Annotated in this window: 14 protein-coding genes; 2 read left to right on the forward strand and 12 right to left on the reverse strand. The window is 57.2% G+C overall.

Going from position 1 to position 21,320, the window contains the following annotated elements; genetic code table 11:
- Nucleotides 1-147: 147 nt before the first annotated feature.
- Nucleotides 148-2,148, reverse strand: coding sequence for a response regulator (locus tag N1030_RS16065; protein ID WP_265826544.1), 2,001 nt, complete (start codon nucleotides 2,146-2,148; stop codon nucleotides 148-150).
- Between the two features lie 208 nt (nucleotides 2,149-2,356).
- On the opposite strand from N1030_RS16065, the gene N1030_RS16070 reads away from it, so the two are divergent.
- Complete coding sequence (locus tag N1030_RS16070; RefSeq protein ID WP_265826545.1) at nucleotides 2,357-3,664, forward strand: TolC family protein; 1,308 nt, start codon at nucleotides 2,357-2,359, stop codon at nucleotides 3,662-3,664.
- Between the two features lie 68 nt (nucleotides 3,665-3,732).
- On the opposite strand, the gene N1030_RS16075 is transcribed toward N1030_RS16070, so the two are convergent.
- Together N1030_RS16075 and N1030_RS16080 are read right to left on the reverse strand one after the other, a co-directional pair.
- Entirely contained in the window at nucleotides 3,733-4,107 is a 375-nt protein-coding gene (locus tag N1030_RS16075) for a hypothetical protein (RefSeq protein WP_265826546.1), read from the reverse strand.
- 91 nt (nucleotides 4,108-4,198) lie between these two features.
- On the reverse strand, nucleotides 4,199-5,080 hold the full coding sequence (locus N1030_RS16080; protein WP_265826547.1) for a LysR family transcriptional regulator ArgP: 882 nt from the start codon (nucleotides 5,078-5,080) through the stop codon (nucleotides 4,199-4,201).
- Nucleotides 5,081-5,204: 124 nt separating this feature from the next.
- Here N1030_RS16080 and N1030_RS16085 point away from each other — a divergent pair, with 124 nt between their 5' ends.
- The gene (locus N1030_RS16085) at nucleotides 5,205-5,822 is read left to right on the forward strand and encodes a LysE/ArgO family amino acid transporter (RefSeq protein WP_420842845.1); all 618 of its coding nucleotides are present in this window, start codon (nucleotides 5,205-5,207) and stop codon (nucleotides 5,820-5,822) included.
- 25 nt (nucleotides 5,823-5,847) lie between these two features.
- On the opposite strand, the gene N1030_RS16090 is transcribed toward N1030_RS16085, so the two are convergent.
- The 9 genes from N1030_RS16090 to rplL form a co-directional block, all read right to left on the reverse strand.
- The gene (locus tag N1030_RS16090; RefSeq protein WP_265826550.1) at nucleotides 5,848-7,050 is read right to left on the reverse strand and encodes a GAK system CofD-like protein; all 1,203 of its coding nucleotides are present in this window, start codon (nucleotides 7,048-7,050) and stop codon (nucleotides 5,848-5,850) included.
- Between the two features lie 60 nt (nucleotides 7,051-7,110).
- The gene (locus tag N1030_RS16095) at nucleotides 7,111-7,986 is read right to left on the reverse strand and encodes a GAK system ATP-grasp enzyme (protein ID WP_265826551.1); all 876 of its coding nucleotides are present in this window, start codon (nucleotides 7,984-7,986) and stop codon (nucleotides 7,111-7,113) included.
- Nucleotides 7,987-8,009: 23 nt separating this feature from the next.
- A complete protein-coding gene (locus N1030_RS16100; RefSeq protein WP_265826553.1) occupies nucleotides 8,010-9,671 on the reverse strand; it encodes a phosphate signaling complex PhoU family protein in 1,662 nt (553 codons plus the stop codon).
- 3 nt (nucleotides 9,672-9,674) lie between these two features.
- On the reverse strand, nucleotides 9,675-9,947 hold the full coding sequence (locus tag N1030_RS16105) for an amphi-Trp domain-containing protein (RefSeq protein WP_265826554.1): 273 nt from the start codon (nucleotides 9,945-9,947) through the stop codon (nucleotides 9,675-9,677).
- A 33-nt stretch (nucleotides 9,948-9,980) separates the two neighbouring features.
- Complete coding sequence (locus N1030_RS16110; RefSeq protein ID WP_338033314.1) at nucleotides 9,981-11,153, reverse strand: hypothetical protein; 1,173 nt, start codon at nucleotides 11,151-11,153, stop codon at nucleotides 9,981-9,983.
- A 6-nt stretch (nucleotides 11,154-11,159) separates the two neighbouring features.
- Entirely contained in the window at nucleotides 11,160-11,720 is a 561-nt protein-coding gene (locus tag N1030_RS16115) for a GAK system XXXCH domain-containing protein (protein WP_265826556.1), read from the reverse strand.
- Nucleotides 11,721-12,074: 354 nt separating this feature from the next.
- Nucleotides 12,075-16,247, reverse strand: coding sequence for a DNA-directed RNA polymerase subunit beta' (gene rpoC / locus N1030_RS16120; RefSeq protein WP_265826557.1), 4,173 nt, complete (start codon nucleotides 16,245-16,247; stop codon nucleotides 12,075-12,077).
- Between the two features lie 108 nt (nucleotides 16,248-16,355).
- The gene (rpoB, locus tag N1030_RS16125) at nucleotides 16,356-20,465 is read right to left on the reverse strand and encodes a DNA-directed RNA polymerase subunit beta (RefSeq protein WP_265826558.1); all 4,110 of its coding nucleotides are present in this window, start codon (nucleotides 20,463-20,465) and stop codon (nucleotides 16,356-16,358) included.
- 464 nt (nucleotides 20,466-20,929) lie between these two features.
- A complete protein-coding gene (gene rplL / locus N1030_RS16130; protein WP_265826559.1) occupies nucleotides 20,930-21,310 on the reverse strand; it encodes a 50S ribosomal protein L7/L12 in 381 nt (126 codons plus the stop codon).
- Nucleotides 21,311-21,320 lie beyond the last annotated feature (10 nt).

A 21,320-nucleotide genomic window follows, 5' to 3' on the forward strand; every position in this document is an offset into this window, starting at 1 on the left:
GGCGGTGGAGGATGACTGTTGCCAAGGATGATGTGGCAATACCGCAGATCAGTCAAAAGCGAAATGGCGGCATCCCTATACGGCTCTGCCGGTTGGAGATGCGTTGCCGTTGCTGCCGGGGGCGGTATCACAGGTGGTTCAAGCCGTTCAGGACTCGTCTGTTCCTGTCTCCATCAGGCTTTTCATACTCGTGTCTATGACGCTCAATGTATGGGCGAGTACGGTATCCACATGCATGATGGCGGCAGTTGCCCTTTCACGTTCACCGAAACGGAGGGCGTCTGCGCAGGATTCAAGCGTGGCGGCAAGCTCCATGGCCCCCACGTTTTTTGCTGCGGCCTTCAGAGCCTGTGTCGCTCCGCTCGCCACTTCGGCAAGGGGGAGGTCGAGGCGGGGTGAGTTACCGCGTAGCGCTTCGCGGATGCTGTGCATCTGTTCCACCGAGTCTGCAAGAAACGCCTGCCAGATTTCGCGCACCAGCTGTGCGTCTCCGTCCATTCTTTCCAGTACGTCCGCCGTGTCCAGCATGGGCCGCAAAAGCTGCGGCGATTCTGCCGGAGCGGTATCTTCGGGGGGCGACGTATCCTGCTGCATGGCTCGGGCTATGGCCTTGTAAAAGCGGGTCGCGTGGATGGGCTTGGCAATATACTCGGTCATGCCAGCTTCAAGGAATCGTTCGCGGTCGCCTTTAAGGGCGTGCGCGGTAATAGCGATGATGGGAATATCCGGCGCAACACCGTCGGCAAGGCCCGAGCGGATGCGGCGCACGGCCTCCAGACCGCCCATGCGGGGCATCTGGATGTTGCTGAGCACAAGGTCGAAGCGTTCCTGAGCCAAATGCACCAGCATTTCCAGGCCGTTGTTGGCTGTGACGCAGGTATGGCCCTGCTTTTCAAGGAGCAGGCGGACAAGTTTGCGGCTGACCAGATTGTCGTCCACGGCCAGTACGTGCAGTTTGTGCGGGGCGGGCTGTTGAACGGTAACGGCCTGTTTGTCCTGCTGCGCTTTGCCGGAAGGCGTAAGGCACACTGTGAAATAGAAGGTGCTGCCGTGGTCCACCCTGCTGCGCACCCAAATTGAGCCGTCCATGAGCTCTACCAGTTCTTTGCAGATGGCAAGGCCCAGACCGGAACCGACGTGCTCCTGCGGATTATCGCGGTCAACCTGCCGGTAGCGCTCGAATATGGCCGTCTGCCGGTCTTCGGGGATGCCTATGCCGGTGTCGCGTACCGAGAAGAGCAGCTGGATGGAGCGGTTGTTGTCGCCATTGTCTGTCGTCTGGGGAGCGCCCTGTACGGTGTTCACCTCCACGGTGATGCCGCCGGAAAGCGTGAACTTGATGGCGTTGCCCAGCAGGTTCAGCAGAATCTGCTGCAGGCGTCCGGAATCACCGATTATGGTTTTGGGGACATCGGGCGCGATGTGCCATGCCACCTGAAGTCCTTTCTTTTCCGCATCGGGGCGGATGGTCCGTACCGCTTTGGAAAGGCAGGCGTACAGCTCGAAGGGGCGTTCTGTCAGAGACAGTTTGCGGGCCTCTATGCGGGAAATATCCAGAACGTCGTTCAGGATATTGAGCAGGTTCTCGGCAGACTCCAGTACCGTGGTCAGATATTCGCGCTGCTCGGTGGACAGATCCGTGTCCAGCGCAAGGTCGGTCATGCCCACAATGCCGTTCAGCGAGTTGCGTATTTCGTGGCTCATATCCGCAAAATAACCGGACTTGGCAAGGTTGTCCTGTTCCGCCCTGCGCCGCGCTTCGTCAAGGCTGCGCTCGGAGCGGTGTTTGAGCATGGCGATTTCTATGGTGGAGTGCAGCTCGCGTTCTTCAAAGGGCTTGATGAGAAAACCGAAAGGATTGGATGCCTTGGCGCGCTCCAGCGTTGCTTCGTCAGAGTAGGCGGTGAGATAGATGACGGGAATGCCGAGTTTCGCCGTGATGACGCTTGCGGCCTGAATCCCGTCCATTTCGCCCTTGAGCCGGATGTCCATGAGTACAAGGCTCGGCTGCAGTTCCGCTGCCTTGCTGATTGCGGTTTGTCCGTCTCCTACAATGGCTGGCACGGAATAGCCCAGACGTTCCAGCGTGCGTTTGATATCCAGTGCGACAATCTGTTCGTCGTCCACGACCAGAATGGATAAAGGCATGCGTCCTCCGATGCGGGCATGAGCGGGGCAGGCGTTCAGGATACCGCCGTGCGGTATGACAACTCCTCTGTCTCAGGTGTCATCTATGCAACAAAGAGGGGAGTATTTCAAGTATGTTCAGGAGATAAAGATGTTGTGGCGTGTTGACGAACATATTCTGTTGTGTCACTCTCGTCAGCAAACTCCGTACTGAACCATGGGGGATGATGTGAAGAATTATCTGGGAACGCTGCTTGTTTCCGTAACGTTGCTGGCCGGTGCTCCGGCTGTTTCGCAGGCTAAGGGGCTTGCCGAATTGTTGCCGGGGTTGCTGGAGAAGCATGAGCGCGTGTTGGCCAAGGAGAGCCAGATTGAGGCTTCTACTCACGGGGTTGATGTAAGCCGCTCCGGCTGGTTCCCCAGACTGGACGTAACGAGTGACGCATCCAGCGAGCAGATAGAAAGGCCCGGCAGCCAGCCAGACGATTACACCTCCCGTGCTCGCAACATGCAGAAGATTCGGGGTACCCAGCTGCTGTATGACTTTGACGCCACCACCCGGCGTGTCGAGCAATCCGAGGCTGTGCTTGAGCGGAGCCGTCTTGAGCATTTCTCGGCGCAGCAGGATATTCTTCTTGATGGCATCAGCGTCTATCTGGATGTGTACAAGGCTTTCAAGCGTCTTGAATACGCCACACGTTCCGAGGAACGCATCAAGCAACAGACCGGCATTGAAGAGACGTTGGTGCAGCGGGGAGCAGGCGTTTCTTCCGACGTGTTGCAGGCCAAACAGCAGTTGCTCGGTGCCATGGCGTTACGGGTGAATATTGAAGGTGAACTTGCCCGTGCCCGTGCCCGTTTTCGTTCCCTGTATGGCTATGCTCCCGATACGGCGGAGATAAAGACTTTTGAAAAGCCTGTGCTTCCGGCAGATCTTCTGCCCGCTACTCCCGACGATGCCGCTGTTGCCGCCATTGACGGCAGCCCCCTTCTCAAGGCGGCGGACGCTACCGTATCGGCAAGCGTGAAGCAGGTGGAGATTGACCGCACCCGTTTCTATCCCAATTTCAACCTGTTTGCCGAAGCTCGTCGACGCGAGAACGACAACGGGGATTCCGGGGTGCGAAACGATTCGGGATTCGGTGTGGAGATGGCGTGGAATCTGTTTTCCGGATTCGGTGATGAAGCACAGTTGAATGCATCGCGTGCTTCGGTGTCACAGGCGCGTTATGTACAGGCCGACATGCGCAGGACGGTTGAGGAGAATGTTCGCATCGCATGGCAGGATTTGCGAGCCAACCGTCGCAACGCCAAGCTGTTGCGGGAGCAGACCGAGATTCTCGGCGAGTTCATGGATATGGCCAAGCGTGAACGCAAGCTCGGTACCCGTTCCTTGCTGGATGTGCTGGTCGCCGAGGTGAACTACATCAATGCTGTGAGTCAGGCCCTTGCAGCGGAAGCCGAAGCGCTCCGGGCAGGGTATGCGACCCTGCATGCCATGGGTAAGCTTGATGTCACCCTGTTCAAGGCTCCCTAGTGGAGAGTCCGCCATTAACGAAAAGCGCCCCGCAATGCGGGGCGTTTTCGTTGATGGGTGAACGGTTGTCAGCCGCCGAAATAGCCGGGGCTGATCACCGAAAGTGCTTCGGTGTATTTACTGCGCAGCAGGGCAAGCTTGCCGCCCATGGCCTTTTCCTGTGCGGAAATGTCCATGGAGCATTCAGACGCTAACTGGCTGTTAAGCATTTCGATTTCCCGTACCGTGGACTTGATCAGGTTCAGGGTATCTGCGAATCCGGCCTTGCCGTCGGCCTTGTCTGCGTTTGCGAGCACGTCGTAGAGGCGGGCCTTCCAGATGTTCAGCTCCATTTCCACACCTTTGCAGTAGTTCTGTACGGCCGCTTCGCGTTGGGAATCGGAACTGCATCCCTCAATTGCCGAACAACTCTCACAAGGACCGGGGTAATCCATATTGGGCATGGTTTCCTCCATCGGTTGGCAGTTTTAGATGTACCTGCAAAGTACCATCGGGTACGTGGGGAGCAGTATTATTTTTTGGCTTACACCCGGGTTACAGCAGCAGGTGGCCGCAGCCTTCGCGCAGAGCCGTGGCAAGAGCGCGGGTCAAGGATGTGCCAAGGCTCCACTGGTGCCAGTAGAGCCTGACCGAAATGTGCGCCTGCGGAGCAAGGGCAACCAATGTGCCCTGATCGATGAGGGGGAGCCCCTGCGGGTGCGGCACCATGCCGTAGGCAAGGCTGGCGGTCACAAGATCCACAAATACTTCTGATGACGGCACGTAGTGGGTGGGAAAGTCGCCCGCACTCAGCCCCCAGTGCTCGGCAAAACGGCAGTGGAGCAGGTCCTTGCGGTTGAAGGTGACTGCAGGGGCGCGGCGAATGGCCTCTGCGGTAACGCCATTGGGAAACCAGCGTTGCGCGAAGGTGTGCGTGGCAAGGCATTGGTATTCCATCCGGCCCAGATAGAAGCAGGAACAGCCTTGAATCGGCTCTGGTCTGGTGCTCACGCAACCGGCTACTCGGCCTGCGCGCAGCAGATCATGGGTCTGTTCCTGATCATCCGTATACAGGTCCAGCAGAACGCTGTTGGCTTCAAGAAAAGGTTGCAGGGCTGGCAGGAACCATGTGGCAAGGCTGTCTTCGTTCACGCCCAGCGCAATGACCGGCAGGGCATCCGACGTTGGCAGCAGGTCGGCAAGCAGATCGGATTCCAGATGATAGACCTTGCGGAAGTGTGCCAGCAGGCGTTGGCCAGTCTCCGTGGGGCGGACAGGGGTGGAGCGGATCAGCAGTGCCTGTCCCACGTTGTCTTCCAGTGTACGAATGCGTTGCGATACGGCAGACTGGGTGATGTGGAGCCTGCCAGCAGCCTTGTCGAAGCTGCCTTCCTCGGCCACGGCGGCCAGTGCTTCCAGTTGTTTGTAGTCCAGCATGTCTATGCATAAGAAAAATTAATTAAATAGTAAAATAATAAGTTTTACTTGTCATAATGCGCGGGGTAGGAGGAGGGCACATGCAGATGCCTGACCGGCAAATTACGGTGCATGTACGGAGAGCATCATGCTGGGAGCATATATTCAGGGAATCGGGATGGGGGGCGGTTTGATCGTCGCCATTGGTGCGCAGAACGCTTTTGTGTTTTCGCAGGGGGTGCGTCAGAACCATCATCTGACCATCGCCCTGTTATGCAGCCTGTGCGATGCCATGCTGATCTGTCTTGGTGTGTCAGGCGTGGGGACGGCTGTGGCGAGTAGTCCGACGTTGGGGAGGTATGCGGCCTTGTTCGGGGCGGCCTTTCTGTTCTGGTATGGCCTTGGAGCGTTTCGCTCCATGCTGCGGGGCGGTTGCCTGAAGGATGAGGCCGACTGCGAACTGGCTACGCGTCGATCCGCCATTGCCGCTACGCTGGCCGTGACGCTGCTTAATCCGCATGTCTATCTGGATACCGTGGTCCTGCTTGGCTCCGTGAGCGGTCAATACGGCGGTGAAGCCCGTTACATTTTCGGGGCCGGGGCTGCAACGGCATCCTTTCTCTGGTTCTTTTCCCTTTCGCTGGGCGGCAGGCTGATGGCGCCGTTTTTTCAATCCCGGACGGCGTGGCGCGTGCTCGATGGTATCGTCTGCCTGACCATGTGGTGCATCGGCGTCGGACTGTTCAGGCAGGGACTAGCGTAACGGAAACGAGCTATGGGACGGGCAGTTAGCAGAAGGAAAGCAGGGCGTCAGAGAGCAGCTTTCCATCCACGAGCGGAGCGCTTTGTTCACTGATCAGATTCAGATCAAGGACTGCAATTCCACGGGCGGCAAGGGCATCCCTGTTTAGGGTGCCGTTGTAACGCCCGTTTTTCGTATCCAGCAGAATGGCGTTGAGAACGTCGCTGTCCTTGATGTTGTCCGGGGCATCCTTGCGCAGGGTGTGCAGCAGCCGCTCCACCTGCATGGAGAGGTCGTGGCCGAAGAGTTCAGGATCGGTACCTGTATTGGGAATGAACACCTTGGGCTTGCGGCTTGCGGCAATGGCTTTGCCGATGCCGTCGGGCAGCAGGGTGGCGATGATGCTGGAATAGAAGCTGCCCATGGGATAGCAGATGAGGTCTGCCTGCGCGATGAGTCTTCTGGAATTGTCGCAAAGCGGAATGCCGATGCGTTCCTTGCCATGTAATGACGGCGTGAGCCAGATGTCCTCAATGGGGCTTTGCACGGGGGGGTGCCATTTGCCGGTAAACATGTGCTGGCCGACCACAATCTCGTTGTTTGCGAGCCGGACGGCAAGATGGGCACAGCTGTCCACGACGGGACGTACGATGCCGCGCACTTCAACCAGCTTGGAAAAAAGGTAGATGGCAGGATCAAGTTGTTTGCGGTTGGAAGTATAGCCTGCCGTGAGCACCAGATTGCCTATGCTTGCACCGTGCAGATCGAAGTCTTGCGGCATCTGGTCTGCAAAGAGTTGCAGGTTGTTCCGGATGATCTCGCGCATGGGCTCGGGGATGGGCTGCATGAGCGCATGCGTCCCCGTCGTGAAGAGTTTCAGCTCGTCAGCCAGATCCTTGTCGGACGCCTTCTGGGCCATGCGGTAGACAAACAGATCGAATATGGCGGGGTTGCCCTGAATGGACTGGTCTGCAAGCGCCATGAGGCGGCTGCGGATATCACCCACGGCTGGCATGTCAAAGGCTTGCCTGAGCACTGCGGAACTGCCGCCCGAGTCGAAGGGCGTGATCAGGTGCACGGAGTTATGCGTGTAGTGCGTCAGTTGTTGGGCCAGGTCGTGCAATGCCGAGCCGCCGCTGAAGAACAGCGCCTTGGGGCCAAGCTGGGGGGCGTGACGAAACCGCTCCAGCTTGAGGGGGTCGGGGATGGTGATTTCCCGTGTTATTGTCAGGTGCTGCTTGAGATGCATTGTTTCGTACGGTTGCTGTAATTCGGGCTGCTGTGGCAGCGCGGCGTTTATGCTGGTTTTTTAACCGGCAATGTTTTGCAGAACATGGTCAACATACAGGGCGGCAGCGTTCATGCCGCTGGAATCGCGGATGCCGCGAAAACCGCCGAATGCGGAAACTTCAAACACGTAGGGGCCGTCGCTGGTCAAGGCCACGTCTACGCAGGTGAAGTCCAGCCCGAAAAGCTTCTGGGCTCGGGAGGCCAGTTCCAGAACTTCCTCCGAAGGCTCAAAGGGGGCATACCGGCCGCCGCTGGCGGTGGTGGTGTTCCATGAATCGTTGGTTTTGCAGCGGGCGTAGGTAGTCAGATATTGCCCACCGAGAAAGACCACGCCGAGATCCTTGCCCTCCTCAAGATCAACAGCTTTCTGAATGTACATGAGACGGTATTCACGGGCATAACGCTCCACGGCGTCCCGCGCCTGCGGCCCGTGCTCCAGCATGAACATGCCGCGGGCCTTGGACGTGTACAGGGGTTTGAATATGGCGCGACCGTATTCATTAACGGCCTCCAGAGCAAGTTCAATGTTCTCCGTGATGGTGGTCGGGGGCATGGGAATGCCTCCGGCCTGCAGGGTAACCGTGCAGGAGAGCCTGTCCAGCACCCTGATGATACTGAGCGGGTCCGAGAAGACAGGCAGGCCCCGCGTCTTGAGAAAGCGCAGTATCTCCAGTCTGTCCAGCAGATCCGGCGAGTATCGGGACCCGATCTTCTTGATGATCAGGCCGTCAAGTCCGGCTATGTCCGTATCTTCGTACATACATCTGCCTGAAGGCAGGTCCAGCCGTACCTTGTCCATCTCGATGAGCAGCCGGAACCCCGTCTTTTCAGCCACGGCATCGGCGAGCTGCTCGGAAGACCAACCACCGCGTGTACCGACAACACCGATTCTCACATCAGTCTCCTTTTGCAGCCGTATCAGTAGTACAGCACGTCTCTGGGCAGCTGGAAGTTGCGCCACGGTGCATCTTTGTGTGCAACGATCTTGTCCATGAGGAAGTGGGCCCGCATGTACATTTCCTTGGCAAAGGCAAAGTTGAGCTCATAGCGCGTGGAGGTGTAGAATGAGCGTGCAAGGGCAAGAGCCAGACGGGCCTCGAACGTGTCATCGTTGTTCTGTGCGGCATATGTCTTGGCGAACTGGTCGAATTCCTGAATGGCCCAGTTCAGCCGTTTGCGCATGGCGGGTTCGAAAACCGGCATGCGGAAGTTGGAGACCATGAAGACGGAGACATCCTGAACGTAGTCGAAGTCCCGTGAGCGGTGCAGGTCTACGTAGCGAATGGCCTGCTGCATGTGGTCGTAGACCACGTTGTTCACGTTCAGGTCGCCGTGGATGAAGACGCTGAAGGGGGCGAGCAGTTCTTCCTCCAGTTCCTCGCATTCGTCCAGCAGGTCGAAGGTGGACAGAACCTCTGCGTATCCCACCCCCATGGATTCACGGGACAGTTCGGGATGCACCTGCCGGATGGACGCCATGCGCGAACGCAGCTGCACCATGTAGTCAATGGCTATGGGCGCGTTGCGTCTGGTCTTTTCCCATACTTCGCGCAGGGTCTGGAAGAGAATGAACATGGCGTTCTTTACCAGCTCTTCCTCGCCGGTCAGTAGCACTTCATCAAGGGTGCAGCCGCGGAGGAATTCCACCAGCAGGGAGGCGTTGGTGCCCTCCTCATGGTAACCGTAGATCTGCGGTACGAGGTTGGGGAAGATGGTGCTCCAGCGTTCGATGTTCGCACGCTCCTTCCGCACCTTGGCAATGGTACCTTCCTTGTAGATGGAGCCCAGCTTGTCGGCCTGTTCGCGTATTGTTCCGTCTTTCTCGGGCGCTGCGTCCACCCGTCCGATGCGACAGCCGGAGCGGGTGCCCCAGATGGCCTTGAAGTCGATATCCTGCAGGGAGCCCTTGAATCCTGAGCTGGTCAGGGTACGTTGCAGGGCCTCGAACTGCGTAATTTTGATCTTCTCGCCGATGATGCTGAAGATGAGCGCCTCGCCCACGTTGAGCAGTGAATCACCGATACGTTCCAGATAGCGGAAGATGAAGATGACGGTGATATGACTCTGGGCATCGCGCCCGCTGCCAAGCTCGGTGAGCACACGTTCGAATACCCGTTTGTACATGCTGTCCAGTTCGTATTCCGCGCGGCAGATGGCCAGCGCGCTGGCCAGATCCTCCCGCTCGAAGGCGGGTAGAATCTTTTGTAATGCGGACTGGATTTCCTCGAATATCGGCAGGTAATCTGCCTCACGCAGAAAATTGTGGTCTGAGAGATAGCCCATCTGACGGACTATGTTGACGCAGTAGTCGGCAATACGCTCAAGGTTGACCGAAATGGCATGAATGGCCCTGATGCGGTTGATTTCGCGTTTGTCGAGATGCTTGTCCGTATGCAGGCGTGAATAGCACTTGTTTTCGATGATGGTCTTGAGGTTGTCGATATAGTCGTCACGGGTTTCGATCTTGTCGAACAGCGTGCGGGAAGGTGTGCGGAGGAAGGAGAGGGTGGCGTTGATCTGTCCTTCCACCTCCAGAATGATGAATTTGAAATTTTCGCTCAGGCCTTCAAAGGTGATCATGCGTTATCCGGTAGTTACTGAAAGTTCGTTGTCTGCGCTGTCTGGTTTGGTGTGGCTTTCCTTCCAGCCGATCTTGATGGTCAGTTTGCTGGAGTCGCCATAGCGGCGGGCTTTAACGGTGAAGGCAAGCAGCCCTTCAGGGGCAAGCTCTATGCGGTCTCCGTGGGCGGCCAGAGTTACCTTTCCGTTCTCGAATCCCTGTATCAGCGATTCCAGAAAGACCTTGATGGACTGGGTGTCCTGCATGGACTCGAATGCGAATTTTTCTTCTGCCATGGTGGTGTTTCTCCGGTATGAAGCGAAAGCTGATTAAAGGGTGGCGAGCCGTTCCTTGTAGCAGCGGATGACAGAGGCCCTGTCCACTGCTCCGAAAACAAGCTTTTTTCGAATGTTCAGGTCGTCCCACGCTGGTTGCAGGCCCACCTCCCGACTTGCCTTTTCCTTGTCCTGTTGGTCAAGGGGGCGCGTTTTTTCGCCCAGATGGCAGTCGTCGCCCATGAAGATGAGCAGTTCGCGCTGGCTGCTTCCGCGGTTCTTGTTGTGCTGGTTAACCACTTCAATGAGGAAGTCGGTGTAGCGCTGGGACTGTGGGTTCCAGACCTCGTAGCCATCCACGTCATAACCTCGCAGCAGTATGGGCCAGAACTGCTCGGGGTGGGGAATGACGATGCCGCCTCCAAGGTTGCGGGTTTCTTCAATGATCTCGGACGCCCTGTAAAAGTAATCCAGCGGAAAGTCGTTTTTTACAGCTTCTTTCACTGCCTTGATGAATGCCTGAGCATGGTCGATGAACAGATCACCCAGAAGGGGGCGCATGCCGTCCACAAAGTCCCGCAGCAGCTTGTTCTTGATGGAGGAGGGGGGGACGTCTGCCCAATTGTCGTTGAGCATGCTTTCCACCTTGCCCGCGAGCAGGGTGGCGAAGGACACGAGTTGCTGGTTCGCGCCCGTCGCACGGGCGGCCTTCTCCAACCGCTCCTGATTGGGACCGGTGAAGCTTCTGAGAAACTCGAAAAACTGGCTTGAGCGGTACTTGAAGGTGTGGCTCAGCATGGATTTGAGGGTATGGGCCTCATTCAGCCTGTCATTGTGGAAATGCAGGAGCAGTTGCACCTTCTGGTTGAAGCCGCTGGAGTAGCAGTCGACTTCGACGCCGGAATAATCTCCGTATTGCAGGAGTTCATTATGCTGGGTCGGGATGATGAGCCGTTCATCGGCATTGGGGAACATGGCCTCAATGCGTTGGCGGCACAGATCCATGGGGATGAACTCGGGGTGCCAGTGGCAGGCGAGGATGCTTTCCTGCCGTTTGAAGATGGCGTCCGGCGAAACAATCTGCTTTTTTTGCCAGTCCGAAAGATCAACGGAAACAGCATGGAAAAAGAGGGCGCGATCTTCTTCCGTGATTTCCTCGGGAATGGCGGCGAGCAGTCTGTCGGTATTTGCGCACTGCTGTGAAGTAGGTTGGGCGAGTTTCATCATGGGCGGCTATTTGTACCGTTGGTGGCAGTCGGTTTTCACATGGTTGATGGCGTCTACCGCATCATGCATGGCGGTTATGTCCTGCGCCTTCCACGCTGCCATGAATTCGTCCAGAGCGGCATTGTACGGGGCGTAATATTCAGAACCGCAATCATCGTATCGGGTCATGAGGCGGGACTGTGCTTCAAAGGCCTGTACAGCCTCAGCAGGGGGGAGCTTGCCGGTATGGACGGCCCGGTAAATGGCCTTGAAGCTGGCCTGCAGTTCATGCTTGAGATTGGAGTACGGCTGCGGATGCTGCTCTTCGCCGGTTTGCGGCGCGTGTTCAAGGGTGGCGGCTGGTTCGCTATCACCGCTCAGGTCCAGATTGCCGTGATCATCCCGGAATTTCAGCTTGAGGCTGACAAGGCCATATTCGTCCTTCACGCCTATCTGGAGCTTGCGGAAGCTCTCAAGGGAAGGCAGCTGTGTACTCCCGGTCTGCTTGCCTTCCAGTGCATCGGCAATGTCCCTGAAGAGAGCAGGGAGCTCATCTCGGGTGCATTCCAGTACGAATTTACGGCTCATGGGTACCTCGGGGCGCAAAAGGGGCAGCATTGCGTCGGGGCGGAACACAGGGAGGCTGCTTTTCGTGCCTGTGCGTCATAGCGTGTCCGTGCGTTATAGCGTGGCTGTGGAACCGTCGGTCGGCAGGCGATTTCGTCCAGTGCTTCATTCTGCTGGTCTTCTCGGACTCGCCCAGCCGTCTCAATCTGGTATTGTAGCCTATGGGCCTTGCGTGTCAATTGTCCTTAACATGACGCAAAATGATTCATTGAGGGGGGCCGCAGGCAGGATGGGGCCCTTCACGTTCCGTAACCCGGCCATAAGAAAAGCCCCCGCTATTGCGGGGGCTTTGTTGTATCGGAATGCGTGTCCGAACTAGGCGTAGTACGCGTGGTTGTCCACAAGAAGGGGATTGTCTTCCAACTCTTCGAGGAACTTGTCGGCGCGTTCTTCCTGATCCGGCACATCGATGTCGGAGTGAACGTATTCGCGGTAACCGGTACCTGCGGGGATGAGGCGACCAACGATAACGTTTTCCTTCAGGCCGCGCAGGGAGTCCATCTTGCCGCGCAGGGATGCCTCGGTCAGCACCTTCGTGGTTTCCTGGAAGGAAGCCGCGGAGATGAAGGAAGAGGTGGTCAGCGATGCCTGAGTGATACCCAGAACCAGCGGCTCCGCCTTGGCGGGCTGCAGGCCTTCGGCGACCAGACGCAGGTTTTCAATGCGGAATTCCTGCTTGTCCACCTGCTCACCAACGAGGAAGCTGGAATCGCCGGTGTCGATGACGGTCACCTTCTTCAGCATCTGTCGAACGATGATTTCGATGTGCTTGTCGTCGATACCAACGCCCTGGAAGCGGTACACGTCCTGAATTTCTTCGCACAGGTAGTTGGCGAGGTGCTTCTCGCCCTTGATGCGGAGAATGTCGTGCAGTTCCGGCTGGCCTTCGGTAAGCTGTTCGCCCGCTTCAACGAAGTCGCCTTCGGTAACGGTGATGTGCTTACCCTTGGGTACCAGGTATTCCTTGGCTTCGCCGATTTCGGGGGTAACCTTGAGCTTGCGCTTACCCTTGGTTTCACCCTCGAAGGACACGATACCGTCGATTTCAGTAACAACGGCAAGGTCCTTGGGCTTGCGGACTTCGAAGAGTTCCGCAACTCGGGGAAGACCACCCACGATGTCCTTGGTCTTGGAGGTTTCGCGGGGCTTACGGGCGATGATGTCACCCGCTGCCAGCTCCTGACCGTCGCGGATCATGAGAATTGCGCCCACGGGCAGCTGGTAGACGGCGGGAATGCTGGATTCGCCGCGCATCTTCACCTCGCCGTTCGCATCACAGATGGACACGGAGGGGCGCAGGTTCGTGGTGCGGTACTCGATAATCGTACGAGTTGCCATGTGGGTTGCTTCGTCGATCTTTTCCTGGAAGGTCTTGCCATCGATCAGGTCGCTGAACTTGATGGTACCTTCCACTTCGGAGACGAAGGGTTCGTTGAAGGGGTCCCATTCAGCAAGAATGGCGCCCTTCTTGACTTCCTGGCCGTCCACCACGTTCAGGCGGGAACCGTTGGGCAGGATATACTTTTCACGTTCACGGCCCTGTTCGTCTACGATGCCGAGCTGACCGGACTTGCCGAGCACCAGCATCTGGCCGTCACGGTTGGTGACTGCCTTGACGCGGGACATGACCACGCGACCGGTGTGCTGTGCTTCAATGCTGGAACGTTCGATTTCACGGGACGCCGTACCACCGATGTGGAAGGTACGCATGGTAAGCTGCGTGCCGGGTTCACCGATGGACTGTGCGGCGATGATGCCGACGGTTTCACCGGTGTTGACCAGCTGACCGCGAGCAAGGTCGCGACCGTAGCACAGTGCACAAACACCATGTTCGCTGGCGCAGGTGAGCGCGGAGCGGATGGTGATGGTGTTGATGCCGTACGCATCCAGCTTTGCCGTCACTTCTTCATCAATGAGAGTGTTGGCGGGGATGAGCACTTCCTTGGTCTCAGGGTGGAACACGGGGTAGAGCAGCACTCGGCCGAGACAGCGCTCGGTGAGGCGCATCTTGATTTCGCCGCCCTTGATCAGGTGGCCCAGTTCCAGACCGTCAACGGTGCCGCAGTCATGCTCGCCGATGATAACGTCCTGTACCACGTCCACCAGACGGCGGGTGAGGTAACCGGAGTTAGCGGTCTTGAGTGCGGTATCCGCGAGACCCTTACGGGCACCGTGCGTGGAGGTGAAGTACTGCAGCACGGAGAGACCTTCACGGAAGCTTGAGGTAATGGGGGTCTCGATGATTTCGCCGGAAGGCTTAGCCATCAGACCGCGCATACCAGCCAGCTGACGCATCTGGTCCTGGTTGCCTCGGGCACCGGAGTTGGACATCATGAAGATGGAGTTGAACGTCTGGTTCACTTCCTGCTTGCCAGTCTTGGGGCAGGTGAGGGTTTCCGTGGAGATGGACTTGATCATCTCGTTGGAAACGTCCTGAGTGGTCTTGGTCCACACGTCAACGATCTTGTTGTATTTTTCCGTACGGGTGATGATACCTTCGCGGTATTGGCGTTCGATATCGTCAACCTCGTCCTGTGAGCGCTGGATGATGCCCTTCTTGCTGGAAGGAATTTCAAGGTCCTTCACTGCGATGGTCACGCCTGCGCGGGTGCCGAACTCGTAACCGAGGTTCTTGAGGCTGTCGCACAGCAGAACGGTCGCCTTGATGCCGCACTCGCGATAGGCGGTGGACACCAGACGGGCGATGTTCTTCTTGGTCATGACGCAGTTCACATGCTCGAAACCGAGACCTTCGGGCAGGATTTCTGAGACCAGCACACGGCCGGGGGTGGTAGCCACCAGCTCGCCGTTGGGCATGCGAACCTTGACGCGGGCATGCAGGGAAATCTGACCATGGTCGTATGCGGTAACAACTTCCCACGGACCGCAGAAGTACATGCCTTCACCCTTTTCGAAGGAACGCTCAACGGTCATGTAGTACAGACCGAGAACGATGTCCTGAGAAGGCACGATGACGGGCGAACCGTTAGCGGGCGACAGAATGTTGTTGGTGGACATCATGAGCACGCGTGCTTCGATCTGTGCTTCCACGGAAAGGGGAACGTGCACGGCCATCTGGTCACCGTCGAAGTCCGCGTTGTATGCGGAGCAGACGAGGGGATGCAGACGGATTGCCTTGCCTTCCACGAGGATGGGTTCGAACGCCTGGATACCCAGACGGTGCAGCGTGGGAGCGCGGTTCAGCAGAATGGGGTATTCGCGAACCACTTCTTCCAGAATGTCCCATACGACCAGTTCTTCACGCTCAACCATCTTCTTTGCGCTCTTGATGGTGGAAGCGAGTTCCCTTTCTTCGAGCTTGGAGTAGATGAAGGGCTTGAAGAGTTCCAGCGCCATCTTCTTGGGAAGACCGCACTGATGCAGCTTCAGATTCGGACCAACAACGATAACCGAACGGCCGGAGTAGTCAACGCGCTTACCGAGCAGGTTCTGACGGAAACGGCCCTGCTTACCCTTGATCATGTCGGACAGGGACTTCAGCGGGCGACCGTTGGTGCCGGTGATGGCGCGGCCGCGACGACCGTTGTCGAAGAGCGCGTCAACTGCTTCCTGCAGCATACGCTTTTCGTTGCGGATGATGATGTCGGGCGCACCCAGTTCCATCAGTCGCTTCAGACGGTTGTTACGGTTGATGACGCGGCGGTACAGGTCGTTCAGGTCGGAGGTGGCGAAACGGCCGCCGTCGAGCGGAACGAGAGGACGCAGTTCCGGCGGGATGACCGGAATAACTTCCATGATCATCCACTCGGGCTTGTTGTCGGACTCGATGAACGCTTCAACAATCTTGAGGCGCTTGGTGAGTTTTTTCTTCTTGGTCTGAGAGCGGGTGGACTGGGATTCCTCGCGCAGGGTTGCGCGCAGTTCTTCCATGTTCAGTTCTTCCAGCAGGCTGCGAACAGCTTCTGCGCCCATACCCACGGTAATGGCGTCTTCGCCATAGTGGTCGAGCACCTGGAAGTACTGGTCCTCGGAAATGACCTGCATCTTGGTGAGCGAGGTCTGGCCGGGATCAAGAACGATATAGGAATCGAAGTACAGCACCTTTTCAAGGTCGGCCATGGTCATGTCGAGCAGGGTACCGATCTTGGAAGGCAGCGTCTTCAGGAACCAGATATGTGCAACGGGCGCGGCCAGTTCAATGTGGCCCATGCGCTCGCGGCGTACCTTGGAAGCAATAACTTCAACACCGCACTTTTCGCAGACGATGCCGCGGTGCTTCATGCGCTTGTACTTGCCGCAGTTACATTCGTAGTCCTTAACAGGACCGAAGATCTTGGCGCAGAAAAGACCGTCGCGTTCAGGCTTGAACGTACGGTAGTTGATGGTTTCCGGCTTCTTTACTTCGCCATAGGACCATTCCCGGATGCTCTCGGGCGCAGCAATGGAAATCTGAATGGCCTTCAGGTTGCGAATGTTGGTAGTCTGGGTGCTGGTGCCCCGGACAGTGAAAAGGTCGTCTAACGTCATGGTTGATACCCCACCCAAATTTGGTTTGTATGCGGGTTTCGGGAACCTGTCTCTGTGATATTCAGAATCGGGCCTGCGACCTTGGGATGCAGTCGCAGGCCCGCGAGGTTACTCGGTAATGAATCCGGAGCGCTTGGGGCGCTTCTTGCCTTCTTCCTGATGCAGGGTGACATCCAGACCAAGGGACATCAGTTCCTTCACAAGTACGTTGAAGGATTCGGGCAGGCCTGCTTCAAGGAAGTTGTCGCCCTTCACGATCTTCTCGTACATCTTCACGCGGCCGGTCACGTCGTCCGACTTAACGGTGAGGAATTCCTGCAGCATGTAAGCGGCACCGTGTGCTTCCAGGGCCCAAACTTCCATTTCACCCAGACGCTGGCCACCGAACTGGGCCTTACCGCCGAGCGGCTGCTGGGTAACAAGAGAGTAAGGACCGGTGGAACGTGCATGGATCTTCTCGTCTACCAAGTGGTGGAGCTTGAGAATGTACATGACGCCCGTAGTGACGCGGTTATGGAACCTATCGCCGGTGCGGCCGTCGTACAGCACTGTCTTGCCGTCGTTGGCAAGGCCTGCGTGGTCGAGCCAGCCCCAGATTTCTTCTTCAGAAGCACCGTCAAAGACCGGAGTCTTGGTGACGATACCGGTTTCCAGCTTGCGTACGGCCTTGACGAATTCTTCATCGCCCAGAGTATCGACCATCTGGTCGATGTGCTTGGACTTGAAGACCGCCTTGACCTGCTCACGCACCTGCTTCAGCGGTTCGCTGGAGGCGACCAGATCGGCAAGCTGCTGGCCGAGCTTGAGCGCGCCCCAGCCAAGGTGAGTTTCCATGATCTGCCCGATGTTCATTCGGGAGGGAACGCCCAGGGGGTTCAGCACGATGTCCACGGCGGTGCCGTCTGCGAAGAACGGCATGTCTTCAAGGGGCAGAATCTGGGAAACAACACCCTTGTTACCGTGGCGGCCTGCCATCTTGTCACCTACGCTAAGCTTACGCTTAACGGCGATGTAGCACTTGGCCATCTTGATGACGCCGGGGGGCAGATCGTCCCCTTCGGTCACCTTTTCGCGCTTGTTGTCGTAAATGCCCTTGATGAAGGAAATCTGGCTGTCATAAGCCTCGATAACCGCATCAAGCTGTTCGTTGATTTCCTTGTCCTTGAAGAGGCCTGCAAGCTTCTTCACGGGCACCTGACGCAGCACTTCCTCGGAAGGCACGTGGCCTGCCTCGGCGAGAACTTCGCCCTTCTTCTTGCCGGCAATGTTGGTTGCCAGCTGCTTTCCGGCCACCAGTTCCACGATCTTATCCATGGTGGAGGTCGTCAGGGCATCGATGTGGTCCTGTTCCTTGCGGTCAAGGCGGGCCAGTTCGTAGTCCTCGATGTTGCGGGTGCGTTCATCCTTTTCACCGGAGCGGCGGTTGAACACCTTCACGTCGATGACGGTGCCTTCGATTCCCGGAGGAACCTTCAGGGAGGTGTTCTTCACGTCGCGTGCCTTGTCACCGAAGATGGCGCGGAGCAGCTTCTCTTCGGGGGTGAGCTGGGTTTCGCCCTTGGGGGTGATCTTACCCACAAGGATGTCGTCCGGCTTTACGTTGGCACCGATGCGGATGATACCGCTGCCATCCAGATTGCGCAGCATGTCTTCGCTGACGTTCGGGATGTCGCGGGTAATTTCTTCGGGTCCGAGCTTGGTGTCGCGGGCAACAACTTCGAATTCTTCGATGTGCACGGAGGTGAACACGTCTTCCTTCACCATGCGCTCGGAGATGAGAATGGAGTCTTCGAAGTTGTAACCACACCAGGGCATGAACGCTACAACCAGGTTCTGGCCCAGTGCCAGTTCGCCTTCTTCGATGCCGGGACCATCCGCAAGGATGTCGCCCTTCTTCACGATCTGGCCGGGAAGACAGGTGGGCTTCTGGCCGAAGCAGGAGTTCTGGTTGGACTTGTGGTACTTCAGCAGGTCGTAGTTACGCACGCCACCGGTGTTGGGATACAGGTCGCCTTCGTAGCTCACGATGATGCGGTCGGCATCCACATAGCGGATGATACCGTTGCCTTCGGCGATGATACATGCGCCGGAGTCGCGGGCCACGTCGCCTTCCATGCCGGTGCCCACGATGGGCTTGCGGCAGCGGAGCAGCGGAACGGCCTGACGCTGCATGTTCGAACCCATGAGTGCGCGGTTGGCGTCGTCGTGCTCGAGGAAGGGAATGAGCGCTGCGGAAATGGACACCATCTGGCTGGGAGAGATGTCCATGAGCGTCACTTCTTCGCGGGGAGACATGATAACGTCGCCGTTCACGCGGGTGGTCACGTATTCGTTCACAAAACGGTTGTCGGCGTCGAGCGGTGCGTTTGCCTGTGCGACAACGGCACCCAGTTCGCCGGAAGCGTCCATGTAGTGGACTTCATCGGTCACCTGAGAGTCGCGTACAACGCGATAGGGGGTTTCGATGAAACCGAAATCGTTCACCTTGGCGTAGGTGGTCAGAGAAACGATAAGACCGATGTTCGGACCTTCAGGCGTTTCAATGGGGCAGATACGGCCGTAGTGCGAGGTGTGCACGTCGCGGACTTCAAAGCCAGCACGTTCACGGGTAAGACCGCCGGGTCCGAGAGCTGACAGGCGGCGCTTATGCGTGACTTCGGACAGGGAGTTGGTCTGGTCCATGAACTGGCTGAGCTGGGAGGTTCCGAAGAACTCCTTCAGCACGGCGGCAACCGGCTTGGGGTTGATCAGGTCATGGGGCATCAGAGTGGCCACTTCCTGCAGGCTCATGCGTTCCTTGATGGCGCGCTCCATGCGTACGAGGCCGATGCGGTACTGGTTTTCCACCAGTTCGCCTACGGGGCGCACGCGACGGTTGCCGAGGTGGTCGATGTCGTCGGCAGGACCGTGAGAGTCCTTCAGCTTGCAGAGCACGGAGATAGCGGTGAGGATGTCCTCATCGGTCAGCGTGCGCAGCTCGAGGGATTCCTTCAGGCTGAGGCGCTGGTTCAGCTTGTAACGGCCCACGGGAGACAGGTCGTAGTAGTCGGAATTGCGGAACAGGTTCTCAAAGAACGAGGATGCAATTTCGGGAGTGGGCGGAGAGCTGGGACGCAGGCGACGGTAGATTTCCACACGGGCGCTGTCTTCGTCGGTGGTCTTGTCCATGACGAGGGTGTCGCGCATGGAAGAAGATACGTCAGTGCCCTTGGTGTGCAGGATGGGCAGACGGGTCACACCGGCATCGCGCAGGCGCTCGATGGTCTCGGGGAAAACTTCGTCAGCGGCTTCGGCAAGAACTTCACCGGTGCTTTCGTTGACAATGTCTTCGGCAAAGTACATGCCGACGATGGTGTCAGGAGCAACCTCGATGGTCTTTATTCCGGCATCAACCAACTGGCGCCATGCACGCTTGGTGATAAGCTTGCCCTGCTTGGCAAATACGTTCTCGCCATCGACGAGATCAACGTAGGCGGGTTCCTTGCGGTACAGTTCCTTCTCCACTTCCCACATGAGCTTGTCGCCGTCGAGGTGGAAGACTTCCTTCTTGTAGAAGTAGTCGAGGATCTGGGTGCGGCTCATGCCCATGGCCTTGAACAGGATGGTTGCGGGCATCTTGCGGCGACGGTCGATGCGGACATACAGGATGTCCTTGTGATCGAAGTCGAAGTCGAGCCAGGAACCGCGCATGGGAATCACGCGACAGCTGTAGAGCACCTTGCGGCTGGAATGGGTCTTGCCGGAATCATGCTCGAAGATGATGCCGGGAGAACGCTGCAGCTGGTTAACGATAACGCGCTCGGTGCCGTTGATGATGAAGGTGCCCTTCTCGGTCATCAGGGGCAGGGTACCGAAGTAGATATCCTGTTCCTTGATGTCGCGTATGGTGCGGTTCTGGGAATCTTCATCAACGTCATACACAACAAGGCGGACCTTGATGCGGATGGGGGCTTCGTAGGTGAGGCCCTTGGATATGCATTCCGCCTGATCGTACTTGGGCTCGCCAACTTCGTAGCTGACGTACTCAAGACTTGCAGTGCGGTTGAAGTCTTCTATGGGAAATACGGATCTGAATACCCCTTCCAGGCCTTCTTCGGGCAGACGTTCCGTACGACCTTCCTGCAGGAACTTCTTGTAGGAGTCCACTTGCAGGTTGAGCAGATGCGGAATGGGAAGGGTTACTTCGATTTTACCAAATTTCTTTGTAAGCTGGCCCATGTTTTCACCTCAGGGGAGACGGTTTGCCACAGATACGGATAGCAGCTGCTCCGTATCAACTGGCGACGGCAGTTGCGAGACCGTTGTTGGCGGAGGTCCGGAACGGATTCATGCATGCTGGGCACAGACTCGTGGCCGGGGAATGCCATAAAGATGAGTCTGCAATGGAATGGCTGCAGTGCACATGCTTACACGACAGCAGAAAGCAGAGCGCATCCGCCATAGAGCGCCCTGCACTTGTGCAGAAAATTCGGGGTGTTATGCGTCCGGAAAGGGTGTGCAACGTGTCGCCCGATATGGATTTACGTTAGGTGTATGGAGAGGTCGACCAAAATTTGCAGAGTAGTTTGCCCAACGCAAAATGGCAAGAGTTTTTTGGGCTCTATGCCGTTATATTTTGTAGTTGAAGAAGCGCGGGCAAGTTTCCCTGCCCGCGCTTTAGGTCGCTTGGTGCGAAAGCGAAATTACTTGATTTCGACTTCTGCGCCGGCTTCTTCGAGCTGCTTCTTAGCGGCTTCAGCGTCATCCTTGGATACGCCTTCCTTCAGGGAAGCGGGAGCGCCGTCAACCTTGTCCTTAGCTTCCTTCAGGCCGAGGCCGGTCAGAGCGCGAACAACCTTGATAACGCCGATCTTGTTGGCGCCGGCGTTCTTCAGGATAACGTCGAACTCGGTCTTTTCTTCTGCTTCTTCAGCGGGAGCAGCAGCGGCAACAGCAGCAACAGCGGCTACGGGAGCAGCAGCGGAAACGCCGAAGGTTTCTTCCAGTTCCTTGATGAACTCGGAAAGCTGCAGAACGGTCATATTGGAAATGAACTCAACTACCTGTTCTTTGGTAACGGACATGGTGATCTCC

Origin of the sequence: Desulfovibrio mangrovi (assembly GCF_026230175.1) — a bacterium.
GTDB lineage: Bacteria > Desulfobacterota > Desulfovibrionia > Desulfovibrionales > Desulfovibrionaceae > Halodesulfovibrio > Halodesulfovibrio mangrovi.